This is a genomic window from Bacteroides sp. MSSM.1001136sp1_RTP21357st2_D2_RTP21359_211015 (assembly GCF_040913205.1).
GTDB classification, from domain to species: domain Bacteria; phylum Bacteroidota; class Bacteroidia; order Bacteroidales; family Bacteroidaceae; genus Bacteroides; species Bacteroides ovatus.
This window is the reverse complement of record NZ_JBDFVF010000001.1, coordinates 38,658-59,015: the sequence shown is the minus strand read 5'-3', so window position 1 is coordinate 59,015 and position 20,358 is coordinate 38,658. Positions and strand designations below refer to the sequence as shown.

The 20,358-nt window shown below is 43.1% G+C and carries 13 protein-coding genes and 2 pseudogenes; 2 read left to right on the top strand and 13 right to left on the bottom strand.

Annotation, left to right across the window (positions count from 1 at the left end):
* Nucleotides 1-11 precede the first annotated feature (11 nt).
* Nucleotides 12-2,111: a cytochrome c biogenesis protein CcsA gene (gene ccsA / locus AB5217_RS00225; protein ID WP_032854222.1), complete on the top strand. Its 2,100-nt coding sequence runs from the start codon at nt 12-14 to the stop codon at nt 2,109-2,111.
* Between the two features lie 317 nt (nt 2,112-2,428).
* On the opposite strand, the gene AB5217_RS00220 is transcribed toward ccsA, so the two are convergent.
* The 4 genes from AB5217_RS00220 to AB5217_RS00205 form a co-directional block, all read right to left on the bottom strand.
* Nucleotides 2,429-3,037, bottom strand: a complete 609-nt coding sequence (locus AB5217_RS00220) for a TetR/AcrR family transcriptional regulator (RefSeq protein ID WP_004300131.1) — start codon at nt 3,035-3,037, stop codon at nt 2,429-2,431.
* 17 nt (nt 3,038-3,054) lie between these two features.
* Complete coding sequence (locus AB5217_RS00215) at nt 3,055-4,791, bottom strand: ABC transporter ATP-binding protein (protein WP_004300132.1); 1,737 nt, start codon at nt 4,789-4,791, stop codon at nt 3,055-3,057.
* On the bottom strand, nt 4,784-6,556 hold the full coding sequence (locus AB5217_RS00210; protein WP_032846673.1) for an ABC transporter ATP-binding protein: 1,773 nt from the start codon (nt 6,554-6,556) through the stop codon (nt 4,784-4,786). Before AB5217_RS00210 ends, AB5217_RS00215 begins: the two co-directional genes overlap by 8 nt.
* A gap of 264 nt (nt 6,557-6,820) precedes the next feature.
* The gene (locus tag AB5217_RS00205; RefSeq protein WP_032846674.1) at nt 6,821-9,127 is read right to left on the bottom strand and encodes a family 20 glycosylhydrolase; all 2,307 of its coding nucleotides are present in this window, start codon (nt 9,125-9,127) and stop codon (nt 6,821-6,823) included.
* 184 nt (nt 9,128-9,311) lie between these two features.
* On the opposite strand from AB5217_RS00205, the gene AB5217_RS00200 reads away from it, so the two are divergent.
* A complete protein-coding gene (locus AB5217_RS00200) occupies nt 9,312-10,226 on the top strand; it encodes a cation diffusion facilitator family transporter (protein WP_004300135.1) in 915 nt (304 codons plus the stop codon).
* A gap of 335 nt (nt 10,227-10,561) precedes the next feature.
* Here AB5217_RS00200 and AB5217_RS00195 read toward each other — a convergent pair whose 3' ends face one another.
* The 9 genes and pseudogenes from AB5217_RS00195 to AB5217_RS00160 all read right to left on the bottom strand — a co-directional run bounded on the left by AB5217_RS00195 (nt 10,562) and on the right by AB5217_RS00160 (nt 20,224).
* A complete protein-coding gene (locus AB5217_RS00195) occupies nt 10,562-12,901 on the bottom strand; it encodes a TonB-dependent receptor (RefSeq protein ID WP_032846675.1) in 2,340 nt (779 codons plus the stop codon).
* A 113-nt stretch (nt 12,902-13,014) separates the two neighbouring features.
* Nucleotides 13,015-13,332 carry a hypothetical protein gene (locus AB5217_RS00190; RefSeq protein ID WP_004317848.1) on the bottom strand — a complete coding sequence of 106 codons (318 nt, stop codon included), beginning with the start codon at nt 13,330-13,332 and terminating at the stop codon, nt 13,015-13,017.
* Nucleotides 13,333-13,480: 148 nt separating this feature from the next.
* Nucleotides 13,481-14,797, bottom strand: a pseudogene (locus AB5217_RS24920) (TonB-dependent receptor plug domain-containing protein); the annotation flags it as partial.
* 342 nt (nt 14,798-15,139) lie between these two features.
* Nucleotides 15,140-15,802 (bottom strand): annotated as a pseudogene (locus AB5217_RS24915) (TonB-dependent receptor); the annotation flags it as partial.
* A gap of 85 nt (nt 15,803-15,887) precedes the next feature.
* Nucleotides 15,888-16,268, bottom strand: coding sequence for a hypothetical protein (locus AB5217_RS00180; RefSeq protein ID WP_032846677.1), 381 nt, complete (start codon nt 16,266-16,268; stop codon nt 15,888-15,890).
* A 46-nt stretch (nt 16,269-16,314) separates the two neighbouring features.
* Complete coding sequence (locus tag AB5217_RS00175; RefSeq protein ID WP_004300141.1) at nt 16,315-17,913, bottom strand: aspartate:alanine exchanger family transporter; 1,599 nt, start codon at nt 17,911-17,913, stop codon at nt 16,315-16,317.
* A gap of 47 nt (nt 17,914-17,960) precedes the next feature.
* Nucleotides 17,961-18,863: a cation diffusion facilitator family transporter gene (locus tag AB5217_RS00170; RefSeq protein WP_032846678.1), complete on the bottom strand. Its 903-nt coding sequence runs from the start codon at nt 18,861-18,863 to the stop codon at nt 17,961-17,963.
* Nucleotides 18,864-18,943: 80 nt separating this feature from the next.
* On the bottom strand, nt 18,944-19,324 hold the full coding sequence (locus AB5217_RS00165) for a thioesterase family protein (protein WP_004303823.1): 381 nt from the start codon (nt 19,322-19,324) through the stop codon (nt 18,944-18,946).
* Nucleotides 19,325-19,342: 18 nt separating this feature from the next.
* A complete protein-coding gene (locus AB5217_RS00160; RefSeq protein WP_032845349.1) occupies nt 19,343-20,224 on the bottom strand; it encodes a hypothetical protein in 882 nt (293 codons plus the stop codon).
* Nucleotides 20,225-20,358 lie beyond the last annotated feature (134 nt).

Genomic DNA, 20,358 nt, shown 5'->3' with positions numbered 1-20,358 from the left:
AGATTATACAGTTGAAAAGGTTACTTATTATCTTATATATCTGTCTGGTGGGACTACTCGCTGTGACTACTTTCGTAGAACAAGCGTATGGGACAGATTTTGTAGAAAGAAATATATATCATACATGTTGGTTTTGTTGTTTGTGGGGAACAATTGCCACCATTGCACTTGTTGCTCTCATCCGACGCGCTTTATGGCGACGGTTCCCCATATTGTTGTTTCATGGCTCTCTCCTCGTTATCTTGGTGGGGGCCATGATTACGTTTATCGGAAGCAAAAAAGGATACGTACACTTGCTTCCGGGGGCAACGATAGACAGTTTCCTGGAATCGGAAAGCGGCAGAAAAGCTGATCTGCCATTCACAATACAACTAGATAGTTTCCGTATAGCATACTATCCCGGAACAGAAGCACCGGCAGACTACATCAGCTATATCACCTACTCTCTTCCCGGACAGAAAAATGTTCTATTACACGAACAGATTTCAATGAATCGTATATTTACATCACAAGGTTTCCGTTTCTATCAGTCATCTTTCGATGATGACGGAAAAGGGAGCTGGCTGACTGTCAATTATGATCCATGGGGAACAGGAGTGACTTATGCAGGATATATCCTGCTCGGTCTCTCCATGATTTGGCTACTATTTTCCCGCAGTAGTGATTTCCGACGCCTGCTAAACCACCCGCTACTTAAAAAAGGAGGTGTATTTATACTGTTTATTTTCTGCCTTGCAGGTAACATGCAAGCACAAAAAAAACTCCTTCCTGCATTGAAACAAACACAAGCGGACAGTTTAGCACAGGAACAGGTTATTTATCACGACCGGGTAGTACCTTTCAACACATTAGCCCGTGATTTCATTCAGAAACTGACAGGAGAAGCTTCATATAAAGGATTGACACCTGAACAAGTGATAGGTGGCTGGTTACTTTATCCGGAAGTGTGGAGAAATGAGCCATTGATATACATCAAAAATACAGAATTACAGCATTTATTAAACTTACAAACACCTTATGCTCGATTAACTGATTTATTTGACGGTTCTGTTTACCGTCTCCGTGAACATTGGCAACGTGAACAAGGACAACAAAACAAACTCGCCAAAGCAATCCAGGAAACAGATGAAAAAGTAGGCCTGATCCTGATGTTGGAAAAAGGAACATTCATCCATCCATTACCCACTGATGGCAGCGTGCAACCTCTCTCCGAACTGGAAGTGAAAGCAGAATTACTCTACAACCGGATTCCGTTCAGCAAGATTCTTTTTATGATAAATCTGTCATTGGGAGTGTTGTCTTTCCTGCTTCTACTTCATAACAGCCTGCAAAGAAATATCCTCTCGCCCAAAGCCAAAACGATTTCCCGCACAGCAGGAACTTTCTTTTCTGTTGCACTCTATCTTGCTTTCATATTCCATTTAGCAGGATATTGCCTGCGCTGGTACATCGGCGGTCGTATTCCACTTAGCAACGGTTACGAAACCATGCAGTTTATGGCTCTTTGTATTCTTTTGATAGCCTGTCTGCTCCATCGAAGATTTTCATTTATACTTCCATTCGGATTCCTCCTCTCCGGCTTTGCTTTGTTGGTTTCCTATCTGGGACAAATGAATCCCCAGATAACCCCATTAATGCCGGTGCTCGTCTCTCCATGGCTAAGTATTCATGTTTCATTGATTATGATGTCTTATGCCCTATTGGCATTCATCATGCTAAACGGAATACTGGCATTATGCCTCCGGAAAAAAGAATCGGAAAACAATGTCTCCGGAAACGACGCTATACAAGACAACCGGATAGAACAGTTGACGCTAGTCAGCCGCTTGCTGCTCTACCCTGCCACCTTCTTTTTAGGAGCAGGCATCTTTCTGGGAGCAGTTTGGGCAAACGTTTCCTGGGGACGATACTGGGCGTGGGACCCGAAAGAAGTATGGGCACTGATTACTTTTCTGGTATATGGAGTAGCCTTCCATTCACAAAGTCTGCGCATTTTCCGCAAGCCTCTATTCTTCCATATCTATATGATTCTTGCTTTCCTGACCGTCTTAATGACCTATTTCGGGGTAAATTATGTTCTTGGAGGGATGCATAGTTATGCAAACGCCTGAACCACTATATATAGCTAGTAATTGATAGAAGAATACCCATTTTAGGGGATTGCGGGAAAAGCGGAAAGCCCCTATCTTTGCAGTATCAGAATTAAATTAATTAGTCATAATTATATTACGTAGCCACATTAAAAATACATAGAAATCGGCCGAAGTGATTCACCCGCATTTCTTTTATTTGGTTGTTAAGTTGAAAAACCATATAATGTATTCATTTTGGAATATGAATAGATGACATATTCTAAAAGAGGCAAGGACGTCCGGCTTGTGAAAGCCGGACGTTTTTTTATATCAGTAAGAGAATAAAGTGAGAGAGCTCATGCATTCATGAGCTCTTTCCAACCAGCCGTTTCAAAAGCGATATACTCCGCTATAAACTTCTCCATCTCTTCTTTCTTCACAGGATGCAACACCAGCTCTTCGAGTAGGGCAAACAACCATACCGTATTCAGGTGAATAAAGAAGTTAGTTATTGCTATATTGATATGCGGATATTTCTGCTTCATTCCTTGAAAAAAAACAGAAATCGTACGCGTCATCAAATCTGTATATTCAGAACGGAAGTTCTCCAAAACAGAACCTTGTGCCTGAAAAAGCAGCAACCGCAAACGGTCACGATGTTCAGAGACCAATCTGATATATTCCCGTACAGACATTTTCTGATAATCCGAATCCATAAAGACGTCTATCGTCATCTGATCTGCATCGTGATTATAAATCATAGCATACAGATCATTCAATACCGGTTTCAGAATCGTACGGAATATCTCATCCTTATTGGTGAAATAATGATAGATATTACTCACCGTCACCCCTGCCCTCGAAGCTATTTCACGCATAGAGGCATCCTTGTATCCCTTTTCCAGAAACACTTCTTCGGCTGCCTTCAAGATTCCCTCTTGTATATCTCCTTTCAAAAATTGCATAGTATCGTTGCTATTTATCAATTCATATTTGTAACCTGTCTGTTCACCATCCGGGCAAATATACCATTTTTCTTTTTCAATTCCTCCGGTGTTCCCATTTCAGCAACACTTCCATTCTCCAATACTACAATTTTGTCGGCATTGGCAACGGTTCGCATACGGTGCGCAATAATCAGCACCGTTTTGTTACGTACCAATTCAGATATACCCGCCTGTATCTTGGTTTCATTCTCAACATCAAGCGAAGCCGTAGCCTCATCCAACAGAACAATCGGAGCATCCTTCAACAAAGCGCGGGCAATGGAAATACGCTGACGCTCACCGCCGGATAATGTTTCTCCATTCTCACCGATAATCGTCTGGTATCCCTGCGGCATTTTAGTGACAAACTCATCACATTGTGCCAAGCGGGCAACTCTCCGGACTTCCTCATCCGTAGCATCCCGTTTGCCAATACGGATATTATCCATAATGGAAGCATTGAAAAGAACTACATCCTGAAAGACAACGGAATAGTTTTTCAACAAAGTTTCAGGATCAATCCGACTGATATCCTGCCCGCCGAGGGTAATCTTTCCCGACTGGATATCCCAGAAACGTGCCGCCAACCTGGCCGCCGTACTCTTGCCACTACCCGAAGGACCAACCAAAGCCGTTTTTTCACCTTGTCGGGCAATAAAAGACAAGTTATTCAGAATTTGTTTTCCCTGCTCATAAGCAAAGTCTACCTGTCTGAATTCGATATCATAACCTTGAGGAGTGAATTCGGTAGTCCCGTTTTGTACCGGCAATGCTTCCATCTCATTCATTCTATTGATACGCACATCCAAATAGAACAAAGCGGCAATATTATTCATCACCTCACTGACCGGAGCATACACACGCGACCCGATAACCATAAATATAAGATAGGTAAACAAATCAACCGTACCCGAAGCCAAGAGATTGGCACCAACGATAATAACGCTTGCCAGTCCGAGTTTCAATACACTCTGGGAACCGTTTACCAACATGCCGAGCACCAGTTCATTACGAGTCAATACCTTTTCATAGGTATCAATGCTCGCATCCAGTTTTTCCAGATAGTCTCTCTCCTGATTGTAGGATTTTATCTCCTGAATGGTATCGAGTCCTTCCTGGATATGCTCGGTCACCATCCGCTTGTTCAGATAATTACTTTCATTGCTTTTCTGTATTTCCTTCTTCGAGAAAAGAAGGATTGCGGCAGCAAGCGGCACTACCCAGAACAAAGCAATCGTCAACTGCCAGTTATAAAATGCCATGCCGACGGTAATAAGCAGAATACTGATAATGGAAGCAAACAACTGAGGAACCGCATGCGAGAAAGTATGCTCGAGATCAGTGCAGTCATCCATAATCGTGGCGGTGAGGTCGGAAAGATTCTTTTCGCCAAAGAAAGCCAGAGGCAACTTGCGAAGTTTTTCCGCCAATGAGATACGCCGGTTTGCACTCTCATCATAAACGGTGGTATAGGTACTACGATATTGCAATACCGCAAATATATACATGACTATCATAAAGACAATACCGAGTATGCTATAATAGAGAATACCATGCGTCACCGAAGCCGAAGGCTGAAACACAGGACGAAGATATTCCTCAAGAAAGAGAAAAACAAATACCGCCGGCAACATCAATACAATATCGAGCAGTGTAGTGAAAAACACACCTTTACAGAAATCTTTCGCTCCTTTAGTTGAAAGGGCAAAACGTCTTTTTATTACTTCAATCATTAGAAACCTCCTTTCCTATTGTCCAGCGAACAGATTGCTGGTATTCATTCCACATATGATAATAGATGCCTTGTTTTCCAAGCAGGTTGGCATGTGTACCTTGTTCCGCAATCTTCCCCTTGTCAATGACGAGGATATTGTCGGCATCAGTGATGCTTGAAAGACGATGAGCAATCATCAATACGGTTTTTCCTTTTGTCAGTTCTTTCAAGGCTTGCTGGATGAGATGCTCATTTTCGGGGTCGGCAAAAGCAGTCGCCTCATCCAGTACAATGATGGGAGCATTTTTCAGGATTGCACGTGCCAGTACGATCCGTTGCTGTTCCCCGCCGGAGAGATATGTTCCCTCCGTACCAATCTTCGTATTCAGTCCGAGCGGAAGTTTATTGATAATTTCCCGGCATTGTGCCATATCTACTGCCCGTTCCACTTCCTCCATTGTCGCGTCGGGATTACCATATTTGATATTTTCGAGCAGAGAAGTCTTGAACAGCTTTGTATTCTGGAACACGAAAGAAATATATTTCATCAGTTCTTCGGGAGCGATTTCTCTTACATTGATGCCACCTATTAAAACTTTCCCTTCCGTTGCCTCCCAGAAACGGGGAACTAGACGGGCAATCGTTGTTTTCCCTCCGCCCGAAGCTCCGACAAGAGCTACTGTGTTTCCTTGCGGAATAGTGAAACTAACATCATCCACCGCCTTTTGATTAGCTCCCGGATAGCTGAAGGAAACTTTTTCGAACTGAATACTGAATTCCTTTACCGGTTGTGGATGCTCTACAACAGTCAGGTACTCATAAGCAACCAGATTCTCAAGACGTCCGATAGCTTCACTCGCCTGCCCCAAAGCCTGATTGAGATACATACTCTTCATGATACTTTGGGAGAATACAGGAGTAATGAGAACAAACAGGAAGAAATTAAGTAATACCGATGCATAATTACCTGAATAACCAATCAGCAAAATAGCCAACGGAGCAAGGAAAAACACAAAACCATTGATTATTACGGTATAGAGCGACATCGGCTTCTCCCACATTCGTGTATAGCCGAATACCATTTTATTATAATTCATGATACAGCGGTGAAAGTTTTTGAAAGAGTAAATAGTCTGCTGGAAAACCTTCACTACGGGAATTCCTCTCACATACTCTACAGCTTCGGTATTCATTTCCTCCAGAGAGGTCATGTAGCTTTTCATAAACTGCCGTCCCTCCGCATTCATCATAAAACCCATAACCAGCATGGCAATAATTACAGGGACGATACATGCCAGACCGAGTATCCAATCGAACACAAAAATCAGTATGGCAGCTACCAACGGCACTAGAAAAGTAGCCGCAAGGTCGGGCAACTGATGTGCCAGAAAACTATGGGTAACCCCTGCATTGTCATCTATAATCTTGCGAATACGTCCGCTCGTATTAATGTCAAAGAAGCCGAGAGGCATACGCACTATCTGGCGCATGGCTTCTTTACGCAAATTCGATTCAACCCGAAAAGCTGCAAGATGCGAAGACATCAATGCGGCAAAATAAAGGACGATGCTCGCCACGGCCATGCCTGCCGCCCACCAAGCATACGTCACCACATTACCGGAAGAGGTTATCTCTCCGTGTTCAAGCAGTTCTCTCACAATCAGCCAAATAAGGATATAAGGCAACATGCCCGCCAGGGCACTTAGGGCAGACAGCAGCATTGCCGCAGGCAAAAGCACTTTCCGTTTACCCATGTAGTTCTGAAGTTTTTTCAATGTACTCATAACGTACGTTCAATCTATATTAAGTTCGACAATCATTTAACTTATCGCTTGTTTTCAAAAAAGAACAATATTCGAAATCGTTCAAAAAAAGAGAGCTTATATTTCTATAAGCTCTCTTCATCCCATTCAATCCGGTGCATGTGCACCTTTGATATATGATTAATCTCGACTCGTCTCTCACTGATTCGCATAAGTTTTCAAATATTTTCTGCAAAGGTACAGCTCGCCGGCAAGACGGACAATACCTAAAAATAATGAAATTTGCTATTCATGTTTCAGCCATGCACTTGGCAATACTTCTTTTTCACCTTTTTCATTCACCAGTTCCATCTGCAATACGCCTCCGTTACAATCGAAGTAACGTACCTCTATCGGATGAAGCCCGGCTTTCAAAGCCTTCTGCACAATAATCTCTACCGGCGAATGTGCTCCATCATTATCTCCCAACAATTCACCGTCAAGCATTAATGTGCTACCGTCGTCCGAGAGAAGGGCAAATGTATAGATACCATCGGCAGGAACTTCCAGATAGCCGGTCAATACCAGACCGATATTTCCTTTCACCTCTTCGGGAATGGATACCGATTCCACCACATACTCCCCTTTGACAGGAGCTGCATCAATATCCGCACAAAGATTACCACGGAAATCGTGCCATACTGCTTTCAAGCCGGGCTGCAAAGCAGCCGGAGCAGTCACCGCCTCCGCATAAGGAGCCTTTACATACTTGGTACGCACCACATCCGAAGGAGAACCATCCGGACGAAAAGTGCGGAAAGCGAAATCCGTAGTCTTCCCAACTTCCAAAGCACCGTTATAAAGAGCTGATTCTTTGGTAGGCATACTGCCGTCTGTCGTATAACGTATTTCAGTACCGGGTAACGGGCAGGTCAATTCCACAGTTGTTTCATCAATAAATGCATTCACTTTATAGAATCCCTGCAAATCAGGCACCCTATAATTTACCCTCATCACATCCATCCGCTTAAATTGCGGAACAAGCTGACGATAAAATTCTTCGAGACCCGGTTTAGCTGTCGGCTCCGCCCAAGCTATTTCACTCAACGCTATCATACGGGGAACAATCAAATATTCAATGCGCTTCATTGTCGGAATCCATTCAGCCCAGAGATTCGCCTGCACACCCCAGATATATTTCTTCTGTTCCGGCGATAACCGCTCGTCTGCACACGGATCATACGCAAGTATTTTCTTTACTGAATTCTGATCCTGCGCATAATCGAAATAGAAATATTCATTCGGACAAGCAATCACTTTCTGCTTTTGTGCAGTTGCCGTAGGCAATGCATCTTTCGCCCAACTTCTCCACCAGGTAATGGCAGCATCGGAAGATAATCCGTCGGATACCACTTCATCCCAGCCTATGAGTTTCTTTCCGTTGGCAAGGAAGAATTTCTCCATGTCACGTACAAACCATGCCTGAAGTTCTTCTACCGAACCCAGTTTCTCCGTACGAATCCGTTTCTGACAAAGAGGACATTTCTTCCAGTTGGCTTTTTCCACTTCATCACCACCCATGTGCACATATTCATAAGGGAAAAGTTCAAAAACTTCTTTGAACACATTCTGGCAGAACTCCAGCGTTGTATCTTTGCCCGGACAGATAGGAGAAGAGAAAGTTTCCCCCCACCCGATTAATCCGTCGCACGCCAATTCCGGATATTGACCGATAGCTGCCAGGAAATGTCCCGGCATATCGATCTCGGGAATGACATCGATACCTCTTTGCGTAGCATAGGCTACTATTTCTTTTATATCATCATGAGTGTAATAACCTCCATACAGCGTATCTCCTTCCACAATGCGTATCTTATCTTCCGGAATCAGAAAATCGGTATTATCTTCTTCTTTCGCACGTGCCATACAGGTACGATCCTGCGTATTGAATTTACGCCAGGCCCCTTTTTCTGTAAGCAACGGGTATTTCTCGATCTCTATACGCCAACCCTGATCGTCGGACAGATGCCAGTGGAACTTATTAAGTTTATACAAAGACATCAGATCTAATACATGCTTCACTTCTTTTTTATTCCAGAAATGGCGGGAAGCATCCAACATAAATCCACGCCATTCAAACCGTGGCGCATCTTCTATTTGCACGACAGGGATAGAATAATTCTGTTTCTCTCCCTGCACTTCTATCGTTGCAGGAAGCAACTGGCGAATAGTAGTAATAGCAGAAATAATACCCGAATAGTCAGTTGCCTCTACCCGAATATACTCCGGCGTAGACTCAAGTTTATAAGAGCCGGGCTTTCCAACAGTATCCTTCAACTGAAAATACACATCTACCTGACTCTTATCGGTAGTGACTTCAACAGAAGACGATATGACATTCCGAAGAATCTCCTGCAGATACCCGACAGCCGGAAACAAGGACTGATCGGAAACCCCAATCTTCATTCCATCTTTTAAAACAAACGAGCCAGACTGCTCGGTCAGACTAACGGGGGTAGGTAAGATTGCAATCTCTTGCTTGACGGTAGGCGTGCAAGAAGAAAAAATACAAGCTGACACAATGAGAAAAGAGCTACTTAGTTTTTTGAACATGCGGTTAACTATTTAATAAATTAATTGTCCTGTTTTTAATTGACCATCTATATATAATACAACTAAAACGTATAAACTACTAAAAAGGCAGAAAAAGTTTTTTGCGACTTCATATCACAGACTCCTATTAATGTTTATCTTTGCTCCCCAATCCCATTACAAACAATTATAAAGAGTCACTTCAATGTCAAGAGAGAAAATACTAATCACAACCTCGTGGATCAGCACAATTGGCAATGCAATCTTGTCCGTATCCAAAATCATAATCGGTTTATTTGCCGGTAGTTTAGCCGTAGTCGGCGACGGTATCGACTCGGCAACCGACGTCGTTATCTCTATCGTTATGATTTTTACGGCACGCCTCATCAACCGCCCTCCTTCAAAGAAATATGTATTCGGATATGAGAAAGCGGAAGGGATCGCAACAAAGATTCTATCACTCGTGATATTTTATGCCGGTGTACAAATGTTGCTATCATCCACTAAAAACATCTTTTCAGATGAAGTGAAAGAGATACCATCGGCTATCGCCATCTATGTCACTATATTTTCTATTATCGGTAAACTCTTACTGGCTTCATACCAGTACAAACAGGGAAAGAAGATCAACAGTTCCATGCTCACGGCAAACGCTATCAATATGCGTAATGATGTTGTCATTTCAACCAGTGTTTTGTTAGGATTGATATTTACTTTTATCTTCAAATTGCCGATACTCGATTCGATAACAGGATTGATAATCAGTCTCTTTATCATCAAATCTTCCATCAGCATCTTCATTGATTCCAATGTGGAGCTAATGGACGGGGTGAAAGATGTCAATGTATATAATAAGATATTCGAGGCTGTAGAGAAAGTGCCCGGTGCCAGTAATCCGCATCGCGTCCGGTCACGAATGATAGGGAATCTCTATATGATTACCCTTGATATAGAAGTGAATCCACAAATCACGATCACGCAAGCCCATGAGATTGCCGATGCAGTGGAGAAGAGCATCATTAATTCGGTAGATAATGTATATGACATTCTGGTACATGTGGAACCTGCCGGTAAATGTCAGACAGGAGAAAAATTCGGGGTCGATAAAGATATGGTTTGATCCATCTCTACACAGAGTTTCTTTCACTTTCCTCTATCACCTATCACCGACACTTCCAAAAGCTCTTATTCATGGGGATTTCAGGGGTGGTGACAGGTTGTTTGCAACCTATCACCGCATCTATCACCTATCACCGCCCGATCAATCAATGATTAACAAGGAGAAAAGAACAGGTCTCTATACGACATATTAGTTTCAGCCGCTTGAAACTTTTAGTTTCAAGGCTTGGAACAAAGTGTTTCCCGGTGTGAAACAAATCGTTTCACTATTTGAAACAAAGTGTTTCAACGCAGGAAACAAAAAGTACCGTGCCGGGAAACTATTTTTATGACCGATTAATAGCTGATCTTTACTCCGGCAAAGAAACTTCTCGGCAAAGAAGGACCGTAAATATAACCGGAATCCCGGTTAGCTCCTCTGTCAAAGTCCTTCTGATAAGACTCAAAAATATTCTGAACTCCGCCGTTTAATTGCAAATCAACCGTTTTGTATAACTTGAAGTCATAAGCCAGTTTCACTCCCAAATCAAAGAAACGAGGTGTTCTGATTGCTTCCGCTTTTCTTTCAGGCATTTCACCCAGTTCGGCATTCTCGGCGGTGATATCCATACGTTGCACCAACATCCTGCCGGTATAGGTTCCTGACAAAGCAATAGATAAAGGTTTGACGGGGGTACAAGTGGCAGTGAAATAACCGTATGTATCGGGAGTACGGAAAATCTTCTTTTCTGCCGGTGCATCGTCATGCCACTTATGCGGTTCATCGTACCGGCTACGTTGTAAAGTTAATCCCGCTTGTATTTGCAGGATAGAAAGATAAGCCACTTTACCTTCCAGTGTCAATCCCATCACTTTAGCACCGGGGCCATTGCTACGTGTTTTCACTAATATACCATCACCACGGTCGTAAGGTTTGCCCAATACAAAAACATCGGTCAGTCTTGTATAAAAACCCTCAATCAACAAATTCGTCTGGAATGCTCCGAAACGATGATACATATCTGCAGAAACACTGAAACTTTGGGATTTCTCTTCTTTCAAATCCTTTGCACGCTCGATCATAGCCACCGTTCCGCCCACATTTTCAATATGCATATCCTCATCAAAAGCCTGCGGAGCACGAAATCCGGAAGAATAGCTTAAACGCAGGTTAATATTCTGGGTAGGATTAAAACGCAAGTTGGCACGGGGACTAAAGATCACATTATCCACCATATTATGCTTATCCAGACGACCACCAATCAGAATCCCCCAACGGTCGTTCTTCCATTCGTTCTGCAGAAAAGCACTGTAAATATTCACCGTCTGATCCGTGTGACGGTTATATCCCCACATGTTATCTTTTAGGCGGTCACGGTTATATTCAAGCCCTGCCGTGAGATCAGAAGGCATAAAAAAGCACTTGTCAAACGTATGTACGTATTGTGCACCACCCATAGCGGTTAAATCTGTCGTCTTTCCATAGGCTTTCAGAGGATCGTTACCCGGTCCGTAATAACTGTCCCGGTCTGTATTGGCAGCCGATGCAAAAACACTTAGACGGTTCTTTTCATCCGGAGAGAAATAATCGAATTTCAAACTTCCACCATCAATAGAATGTTGCAACTGCTCCGCAATATGCGCTTCGTGAGGAGGACGGTTCAACATATCCCCTCCACGACGAAATTCCTGCATGTGGTGATATTCAAAGGTCAGTTTGGAATAAGTACTTGTTTTGAGATAAGAGCGGAAACCCACTGTCTGATTCTTCAATTTGGGCAGTTCGGTAAATCCGTCTCCGTCATAATCATATCCCGACCGATAACGGTTCTGACCAAAGATATACAATCCGGCACGATGATCGTCCGTCACCAATGAAACATTCAGCGAGGTGTTGTTATCGAATGAGGAGCTTCCTCCTAAAGAAGTTATGGTGTGCGACAGCTGACCGGAATTGCGCAAAGGTTCTTTGGTGATTATATTAATGGTTCCTGCAATAGCCGAAGAGCCGAACAAGGCGGAGCCTCCCCCACGCATCACTTCTACACGTTCAATCATGCTGGCAGGAATCTGTTCCAGTCCATACACTCCGGAAAGGGCACTGAATACGGGACGCGAATCTATCAGAATTTGCGTATATGGTCCGTCCAGACCATTGATACGGACTTGCTGGAAGCCACAATTCTGGCAATTTGTCTCCACACGCACTCCGGGCTGGAAGTTCAATCCTTGTGATAAAGTGGAAGAGTTAGTGGTTTCAAAGAGTTTCAGGTCGACGACATTCACCAAAGTAGGAGCCATACGACGTGTCGTTTCACTCCGATTGGCGGAAACTACTACTCCGTCGAGAGCAATCGCATCCTCTTCTATTTCAAAATCTTCTTCCAGTGTCTTTCCTTTTTTCAGAGTTACGTTGCGGGTCACTGTCTTGTAACCTACCGAACTAACTTCCAGTATAAAATTTCCTTCCGGCAAATTCTTCAAAAAATAATGTCCGGTAGCATCAGTCACGGTTCCTATGGTCGTTCCTTTCAGTGCAATGGTGATGTATGGAAGATGTTCTTTCGTTTTTTTATCCAGTACATGACCTATTATATTCGCATCGGATTTCTTCAGTTCAGGGTAGTCCGGACGTTCAGCCAATGCGTATGACAAGACACAGCACAGGCCGACCAGGACTAAAAGATATTTCTTCATTGTCGTTAGTGTTTTAATGTTTTAATTCGAAAAATAATAATAAAGGGAAAGGGAAGCAGCGATCGTTAATCGTTGATCCTAATACATAAATACTGTTCCCCCCAAAAGATAAACTAAGCGACAGGAGGTGCTCTAAGAGATATTACGCCCGGACAAGAACGGTGAAAATGCTCTATTTGCGGGCGGACAAACAGGATGCATAATAGAGATAAAGCAGCAACAGAGAATGTTGGTATCAAACCGCTGTCGGTCACCAACACATGACTCAAGAGATGAATTAGTTGGAATTCAACCGTTGTATGGCTATGTTCGCTGCCTTTTTTAAATGGATGTGAATGGACAATTGTAACCCCGTTGACCACATGGGAGTGAGTAAACAAAGTGATTCCTGCCATGTACGAGATAAACAGTACAGGCAGAAACCACTTCATTATATGTAGGTACAATTGTTTCATTCGGTCATCTTGCACATTTATTCTGTGCACCTAAGTCAAGGTTTAGTTTGTTTTTTGCAAAGATAAGGATTGTCTCCATGCAAAACAATCCCTATTTATGACGATTTTAAATCTTAATCGAATTTTAATAACTTATCTTCACTCCGGCAAAGAAACTTCTCGGCAATGACGGACCATAGATATAACCGGAGTCACGGTCAGCCCCTTTGTCGAAGTCGTTCTGGTAGGCATTGAAAATATTCTGTACGCCGGCATTCACCTGCAAGTTCATCGACTTGTAAAGTTTGAAATCATAGGCAGCCTTCAAACCGATATCGAAGAAGTCCTTCGTATTCACCGTTATCGGTTTTTCAAGGAATCCCGGAACTGGTTCGTGGGGAACCAGCATCGAACCGGTATATGTACCGGAAAGAGCGATAGATAATGGTTTTATCGGGGTATAGGTTGCTGTAAAATAACCGTAAGTATTCGGTGTACGCATCATTTTCTTTACAGCCGGAGCTTCTTTGTTCCATACGTGCGGTTCGCTGTAATGGCTCTGCTGCAAAGTGATTCCTGCCTGAAGCTGGAATTTAGTCAGATATGCCATCTTTCCTTCCAAAGTCAGTCCCATCACACGGGCTCCCGGTGCATTGTAACGTGTACGTGTTAGGATTCCATCCACTATCTCTCCGTCGGTAAGGGCAAATACATCTGATAATTTTGTATAAAATCCTTCTACCAAGAAGTTAACCTGAAACGCACCAAAACGATGATAAATATCTGCCGAGACACTCAAGCTCTGTGATCTTTCTTCTTTCAGATTATCGGCCAGTTCAACCATCGCCACATTACCGCCCACATTCTCCACATGCAAATCTTCGTCGAAAGCCTGCGGAGCACGGAAACCGGATGAGTAACTGAAACGAAGATTGATGTTTTCTGTCGGGTTATACCGCAGATTGGCACGCGGACTGAATATCACATGGTCAATCAGGTTATGTTTATCCAAACGACCGCCAATCAGAAATCCCCAATGCTCATTCTTCCATTCATTCTGAAAGAAAGCACTACCGATATTCACTTTCTGGTCTACTGTACGGTGGTATCCCCACATATTGTCTTCCAGTTTATCCTGATTGAATTCTATTCCGGCAGTCAGGTCAGCAGGCATGAAGATACATTTTCCGAAACTATAGACATATTGCGATCCTGCCATCCAGTTTAAGTCGGTGGTGTTTCCGTAGGCATTCGGATCTTGGCCGCCACCATAATAGCTGTCACGATTGATATGCTGCGCTGATGCAAACACATTGAAACGATGTTTCTCGTTAGGTGAGAAATAGTCAAATTTCAGTCCTCCACCATTGATCGAGTGTTCGGTCTGTTCCGCCACATTCGCTTCGTGAGGCGGACGGTTCAACAAGTCTCCTCCCCTACGGAATTCTTCCATGTGGTGATATTCAAAAGTTAGTTTCGAATATGTCGTTGTTTTCAGGAATGAACGGAAACCGATGGTCTGGCCGTGTATCTTGGGGATTTCAGAATATCCGTCACCATCATGGTCATACGCAGAACGATGGCGATTCTGACCGAAGATATACAAACCGGCACGCTGGTCGTCCGTCACAAGTGATGCATTCAGCGCCGTACTGTTATCAAAAGCATCGCCATCACCAATACCTGTAATGGTATGCGATAACATACCGGAATTGCGCATCGGTTCTTTGGTAATGATATTGATTGTTCCGGCAATAGCAGACGAACCGAACAAAGCCGATCCGCCTCCACGCATCACTTCCACACGTTCTATCATGCTGGCAGGAATCTGCTCGATGCCATACACACCGGAAAGTGCACTAAAAATGGGACGGGAATCGAGCAGGATTTGCGTATAAGGACCATCCAGTCCATTAATACGTACTTGCTGGAAGCCGCAATTCTGACAATTAGACTCTACACGGACACCCGGCTGAAAGCTCAATCCTTGTGCCAAAGTCGTAGAATTGGTATTCTCAAAGATTTTCAGATCCACCACATTCACCAGTGTCGGAGCCAGGCGACGGGTAGTCTCGTTACGATTGGCAGATACTACTACGCCATCCAAAGCAACTGCATCTTCTTCTATCTCGAAATCTTCTTCCAATGTGCGCCCTTTCTTCAGCGTCACATTCCGTCTGACGGTTTTATACCCCACCGAACTAACTTCGAGCACAAAATTGCCTTCGGGAAGATTCTTCAAGAAATAATGCCCAGTAGCATCGGTTACCGTTCCGATAGTCGTACCTTTCAAGGCGACTGTTATATAGGGCAAGTGTTCTTTAGTGTTTTTATCAAGAATATGGCCAACGATATTGGCGTCTGACTTACGTAACTCAGGATGATTAGGATATTCATGAGCTTGTCCTTCAAGGGCAGGCAACAATGCGCAGCACAGGCAGACAAACGAAAAGATGTATTTCTTCATTTTTTCGTTTGTTATTAGTTTTCGATAAGTATTCACATGGATAGACAGATAATGCCCTACCTCATGCAAGGTACGGTATCATCATTCAAAGAATGGAGAAACGAATAACCGGAGGTGCTCTAAGTCCCACTACCCCATGATACGGACAGTGATAGTGAGCATACGGCGAACGGCCGAGCAACAAATACAATAAGAAAGGAATAAAAAGGGAAAGAGCAAAAACTACGGCTGCACCGTCTGCCGTTAAATGAGACAGAAAATGAATCAGTAGCAGTTCTACTGTAGAGTGTTTATGTGCCGCCCCTTTCTTAAATGGGTGTGAATGGACGATTGTCACGCCATTGACCACATGCACGTGGGCAAAGAATGTGAAGCTTACCAGATACGACACAAACAGTATCGGTAAGAAGTAGCGTGTAATATTCAATAACAATCGTTTCACCTCATTTTTTCTTTGAGGCGGCAAAGATACGAACTATTTATTTAACAATCAATGATTATACAAAATTCTGTTAATATACTGCCGAAGCTATGATTTGAATAAACAGAATCAGAAATACCATGGCAATCGGATAAACAGTTGCGTAAGCTACGCTCGGTATGTTACTGTCCACCATTGAATCGGCAGCTGCAAGTCCCGGAGTACTCGTCATACCTCCCGTTATCGTTCCCAGCAAATCGAGCAGACTGATTTTAAATACCAGACGTCCGACAATAGCTGCTACAAGCATCGGTATCAATGTGATGGCAGCTCCTACTCCGAACATCAGCAATCCGCTTTCCTGGAAAGTGGCTACCAGATTCTTACCGGCAGAAGTTCCTACTTCGGCTAGAAAAAGAAGCAGACCTAACTGGCGCAACAACTGATTGGCAGGTCCGGACATAGACCAGATGATGGGGCCTGTCTTACCAATCGCACTCAACACAAGGGCTACCATCAGCACTCCGCCGGTCAGTCCCGGAGAGAATGACAGACTATCAGAGAAAGATATATTTATTTTGCCGAACAGCACTCCCAGTACAATACCCATCGCAATGGGGAAGAAATCCGTATCAGACAGTTTCTTCGCATTGTTACCCAGCAGGCGGGCTACTCCTTTAAGTCCTTCTTTCTCACCGACAACCATCAATTTATCACCAAACTTCAAAGCGAGATCTGGAGATGGAGACAAATCAATACCGCTTCGACGGACACGAGTCACTGTACAACCAAAATTTTTCTGTAAGTTCAAATCACCCAGTTGTTTATTTATCATGTCCTTTTTGGTCAACAGTAAAGATTCTATTTCCTGCGTTTTATCCAAAGGCAGTTCGCCTTCTTCTCTCTTACCGATTAACACAGCAAGCTGATTCAATGATTCTTCGCTACCTACGGCTTGTATGTAGTCTCCTTCACGCAGCACTGTATGGGCTGTAGGAATAGATATTTCATCATTGTGCTTCAGACGGGAAATAACAGCGCCCGTCATACCGCGTGCATTAATTTGCATCAGGTTACGGTTGAACACATGCGAATTGGTGACACGGTAGATACAAGTAGTCAGTTCTGGAAATTGTCCGCGACGTTCTATCTCCAGGCGACGGGCTTCTTTATCCAAATCTACCCGCATAATTTTAGGTAACAGTTTGACAAACAGAATCACGCCGATTACTCCAAACGGATATGCGATACCGTAAGCAATGGATGCCAAAGGAGAATTGGTACTGTCAATAGCAACCGCCAGACCCGGCGTACTGGTCAACGCACCGGCAATCAGACCGACAATACTCGGTGTATCAATATCAAATGCGTACTTCAACCCGACTGCGGTCAGGCAGGCGGAACAAATTATAAGCATAGTAATGAGAATAAGCGTCTTTCCTTTACTGCGGAAAGAATCGAAGAATCCGGGCCCTGCCTGAATACCGATGGTAAAAATGAAGAGCACCAAACCGAAGTTTCCTAATTCTTTAGGAATGATAACACCAAAATGCCCGAAAAGAAGGGCAATGAAAATAACTGCCGACACATCGAGAGATAATCCTCTGATTTTTATTCTTCCCAGCATAAACCCTAATGCGACAATCAGGAAAAGGGAAAAATAAGAGGAATGCAATAAGTCAGTAAACATAAAAATAAAGGTTAGTTAGTTTAAGGGCGCGAAGGTACGGATTTTATTTAATCCTCACAACATTCGTTGCTGCAAGTAGCTCTTTCGTCTTCAAACTCCAAAGTGGCATGATGAATGCCTGCCTCTTCGAGTGCTTCCTTTATATGATGTTTCACTTCCTCCAACTGTGTGATATTATCAATGACAACGTGGGCAGTCAGAGCGGTTTCCGTTGTGCTTAACGCCCAAATATGCAAGTGATGGCAATTCTCCACACCGGGTTGTTCCACGATAAGTTGCTGTATCTTTTGAGCGTCTATCCCCACTGGTACTCCATCCAAAGACAACCGGAGACTGTCATGAAGCAATCCCCAGGTAGAGACTATAATAATAACAGCAATGCCAAGTCCGATAATCGGGTCAATGATGCTCCATCCTGTATACGTAATAATAATACCGGAAGCAACTACACCGACAGATACCAGTGTATCTGCTGCCATGTGCAAGTAGGCTCCCTTCACATTCAGATCCTTATCTTTATCTTTCATGAAAAGCCATGCAGTAAGCGCATTGATGACCACTCCCACCCCAGCTGTCCATGCGATAGCAGAACCATCAACCGAAACCGGATGAAATAATTTGTCTATGCTCTCGGCAATAATAATGCCAACAGCAACCAACAGTATAACTGCATTTAATAAAGAAACAAGTATCGTGCTCTTCTTATATCCATACGTGTAACGACTATTAGGGTGAACTTTCTCCAACCGGAAGGCCAACATGGCAAGTACCAGACTGGCTACATCACCCAAATTATGCCCGGCATCGGAAAGTAACCCCAAAGAATTATAATAAAATCCTACTCCGAATTCTACTATGACAAAAGTTATATTCAGAGCGATGCCTATGATAAAAGCTTTATTGAGCGATGTCAACCGATGACTATGTTCGTGGTGATGATGAGGTTCCATATTATATATTGTTATTATATCTAATATACAAAAAACATCTTACCCGGAGATTAGTTCATCCTTTTCCACTTTTGGCAGTATTAACGACTGGTTAGTTTTTCCATAAACTTATTCCGGTCTACCACATAACGTATATGTGTTCCTTCACCAATTTTACCCTGTGAATCAGAGGCTACTACGGAAAATGTTAACTTTCGTCCCTCTACCTCAAGAAGTGTGGCTGTTACAAGAACCGTGTCTCCCAATGCAGTGGGTTTAAGATGTGTAGTCTGAATCATTGCTCCTACCGTTGTATTGCCTTCCGGCAGTTGATCTTCAACAGCAGACAAAGCTGCATTTTCCATGAATGCTACCATAGCGGGAGTAGCAAGAACAGGGAGATCACCCGATCCCATTGCCACTGCCAGATTTTCCGGTTTGACCACTACTTCCTTTATAAATTGCAATCCTTTTTCTAACATAATTTCTGATTCTATATTTTAGTTATGACTATTCTTCTTTTTAGCAGACTGGTAGAACAGAAATGCCAACAGAGCTAAAAAAGCCAAAAGTATCGTAATCATCTCTGTTGTATATGCCATTGGTTCTACCCATATTTCATGAAAGATATTCCAGCGTCCCAATACTTCTACAAAAGTCCAGAACACTACTACCGTAGCAATAGAAAAGCGCATGGCATATCCCCATTGAGCGATTTTCAACAGGCGTTTAAACATAAAAAATGAACCTGCCAGACAGCCGAAAGCAACTATAGCAGTAACAGGGCTATGCTCGCCGACAAAATTCTCATCATAACAGAAGAGCAGCACGAGATAGCTCGTCCACATGATGAGATTTAACTCCATAAAAGTAACAATCGAGGTATGACGTGTCATCGGCCGTACTACAATCGTGGTGGTACTCTTACGGAAAAAGACTTTTTGAAGATAGGTAAAGAAGTCGCATCCGCTTTTTATACTGAAAATGTAAATCAACATAAACATCACCCAAAAACCGAAGGAGGAAGGCATGATTAAATATTCCGGTTTTGTCACGACTTCACCGGCAGCGTTCAGCAATGGTTGCACTTCATAACGATGTGCATAATATACGTAGATAAACTCTACCCATCCGGTCCAGAAGAGTAGTCCTCCGAATAATCCCCATAATGTCTGTCGTGTATCTCCTTTTGCAAACACTCCAATAATCACCATCACCAGACCTACTGCTCCCATCGTGAAAGCCGCATAGTGAAGAGCTGTGGATGAGAGCACATGCTCCATAAAAATCATTAATGCATGCCCCAACGGCATAGTAAACAATACAACCAGGAAAGAAGTAATCCCTGTCAATACACTTTTTCTACTGTAGCCGCCTTTCATTTTCTTCTCATTTTAATTTTTTAATCATCAATTTAGTAAAAGACTGCAAAAATAACGAGTTAATCCACTCCTCCCAATACCTACATATAATTAAAGCCTCTCATTTTTTCATTTCTTTTAGGTATTTCCCCCGT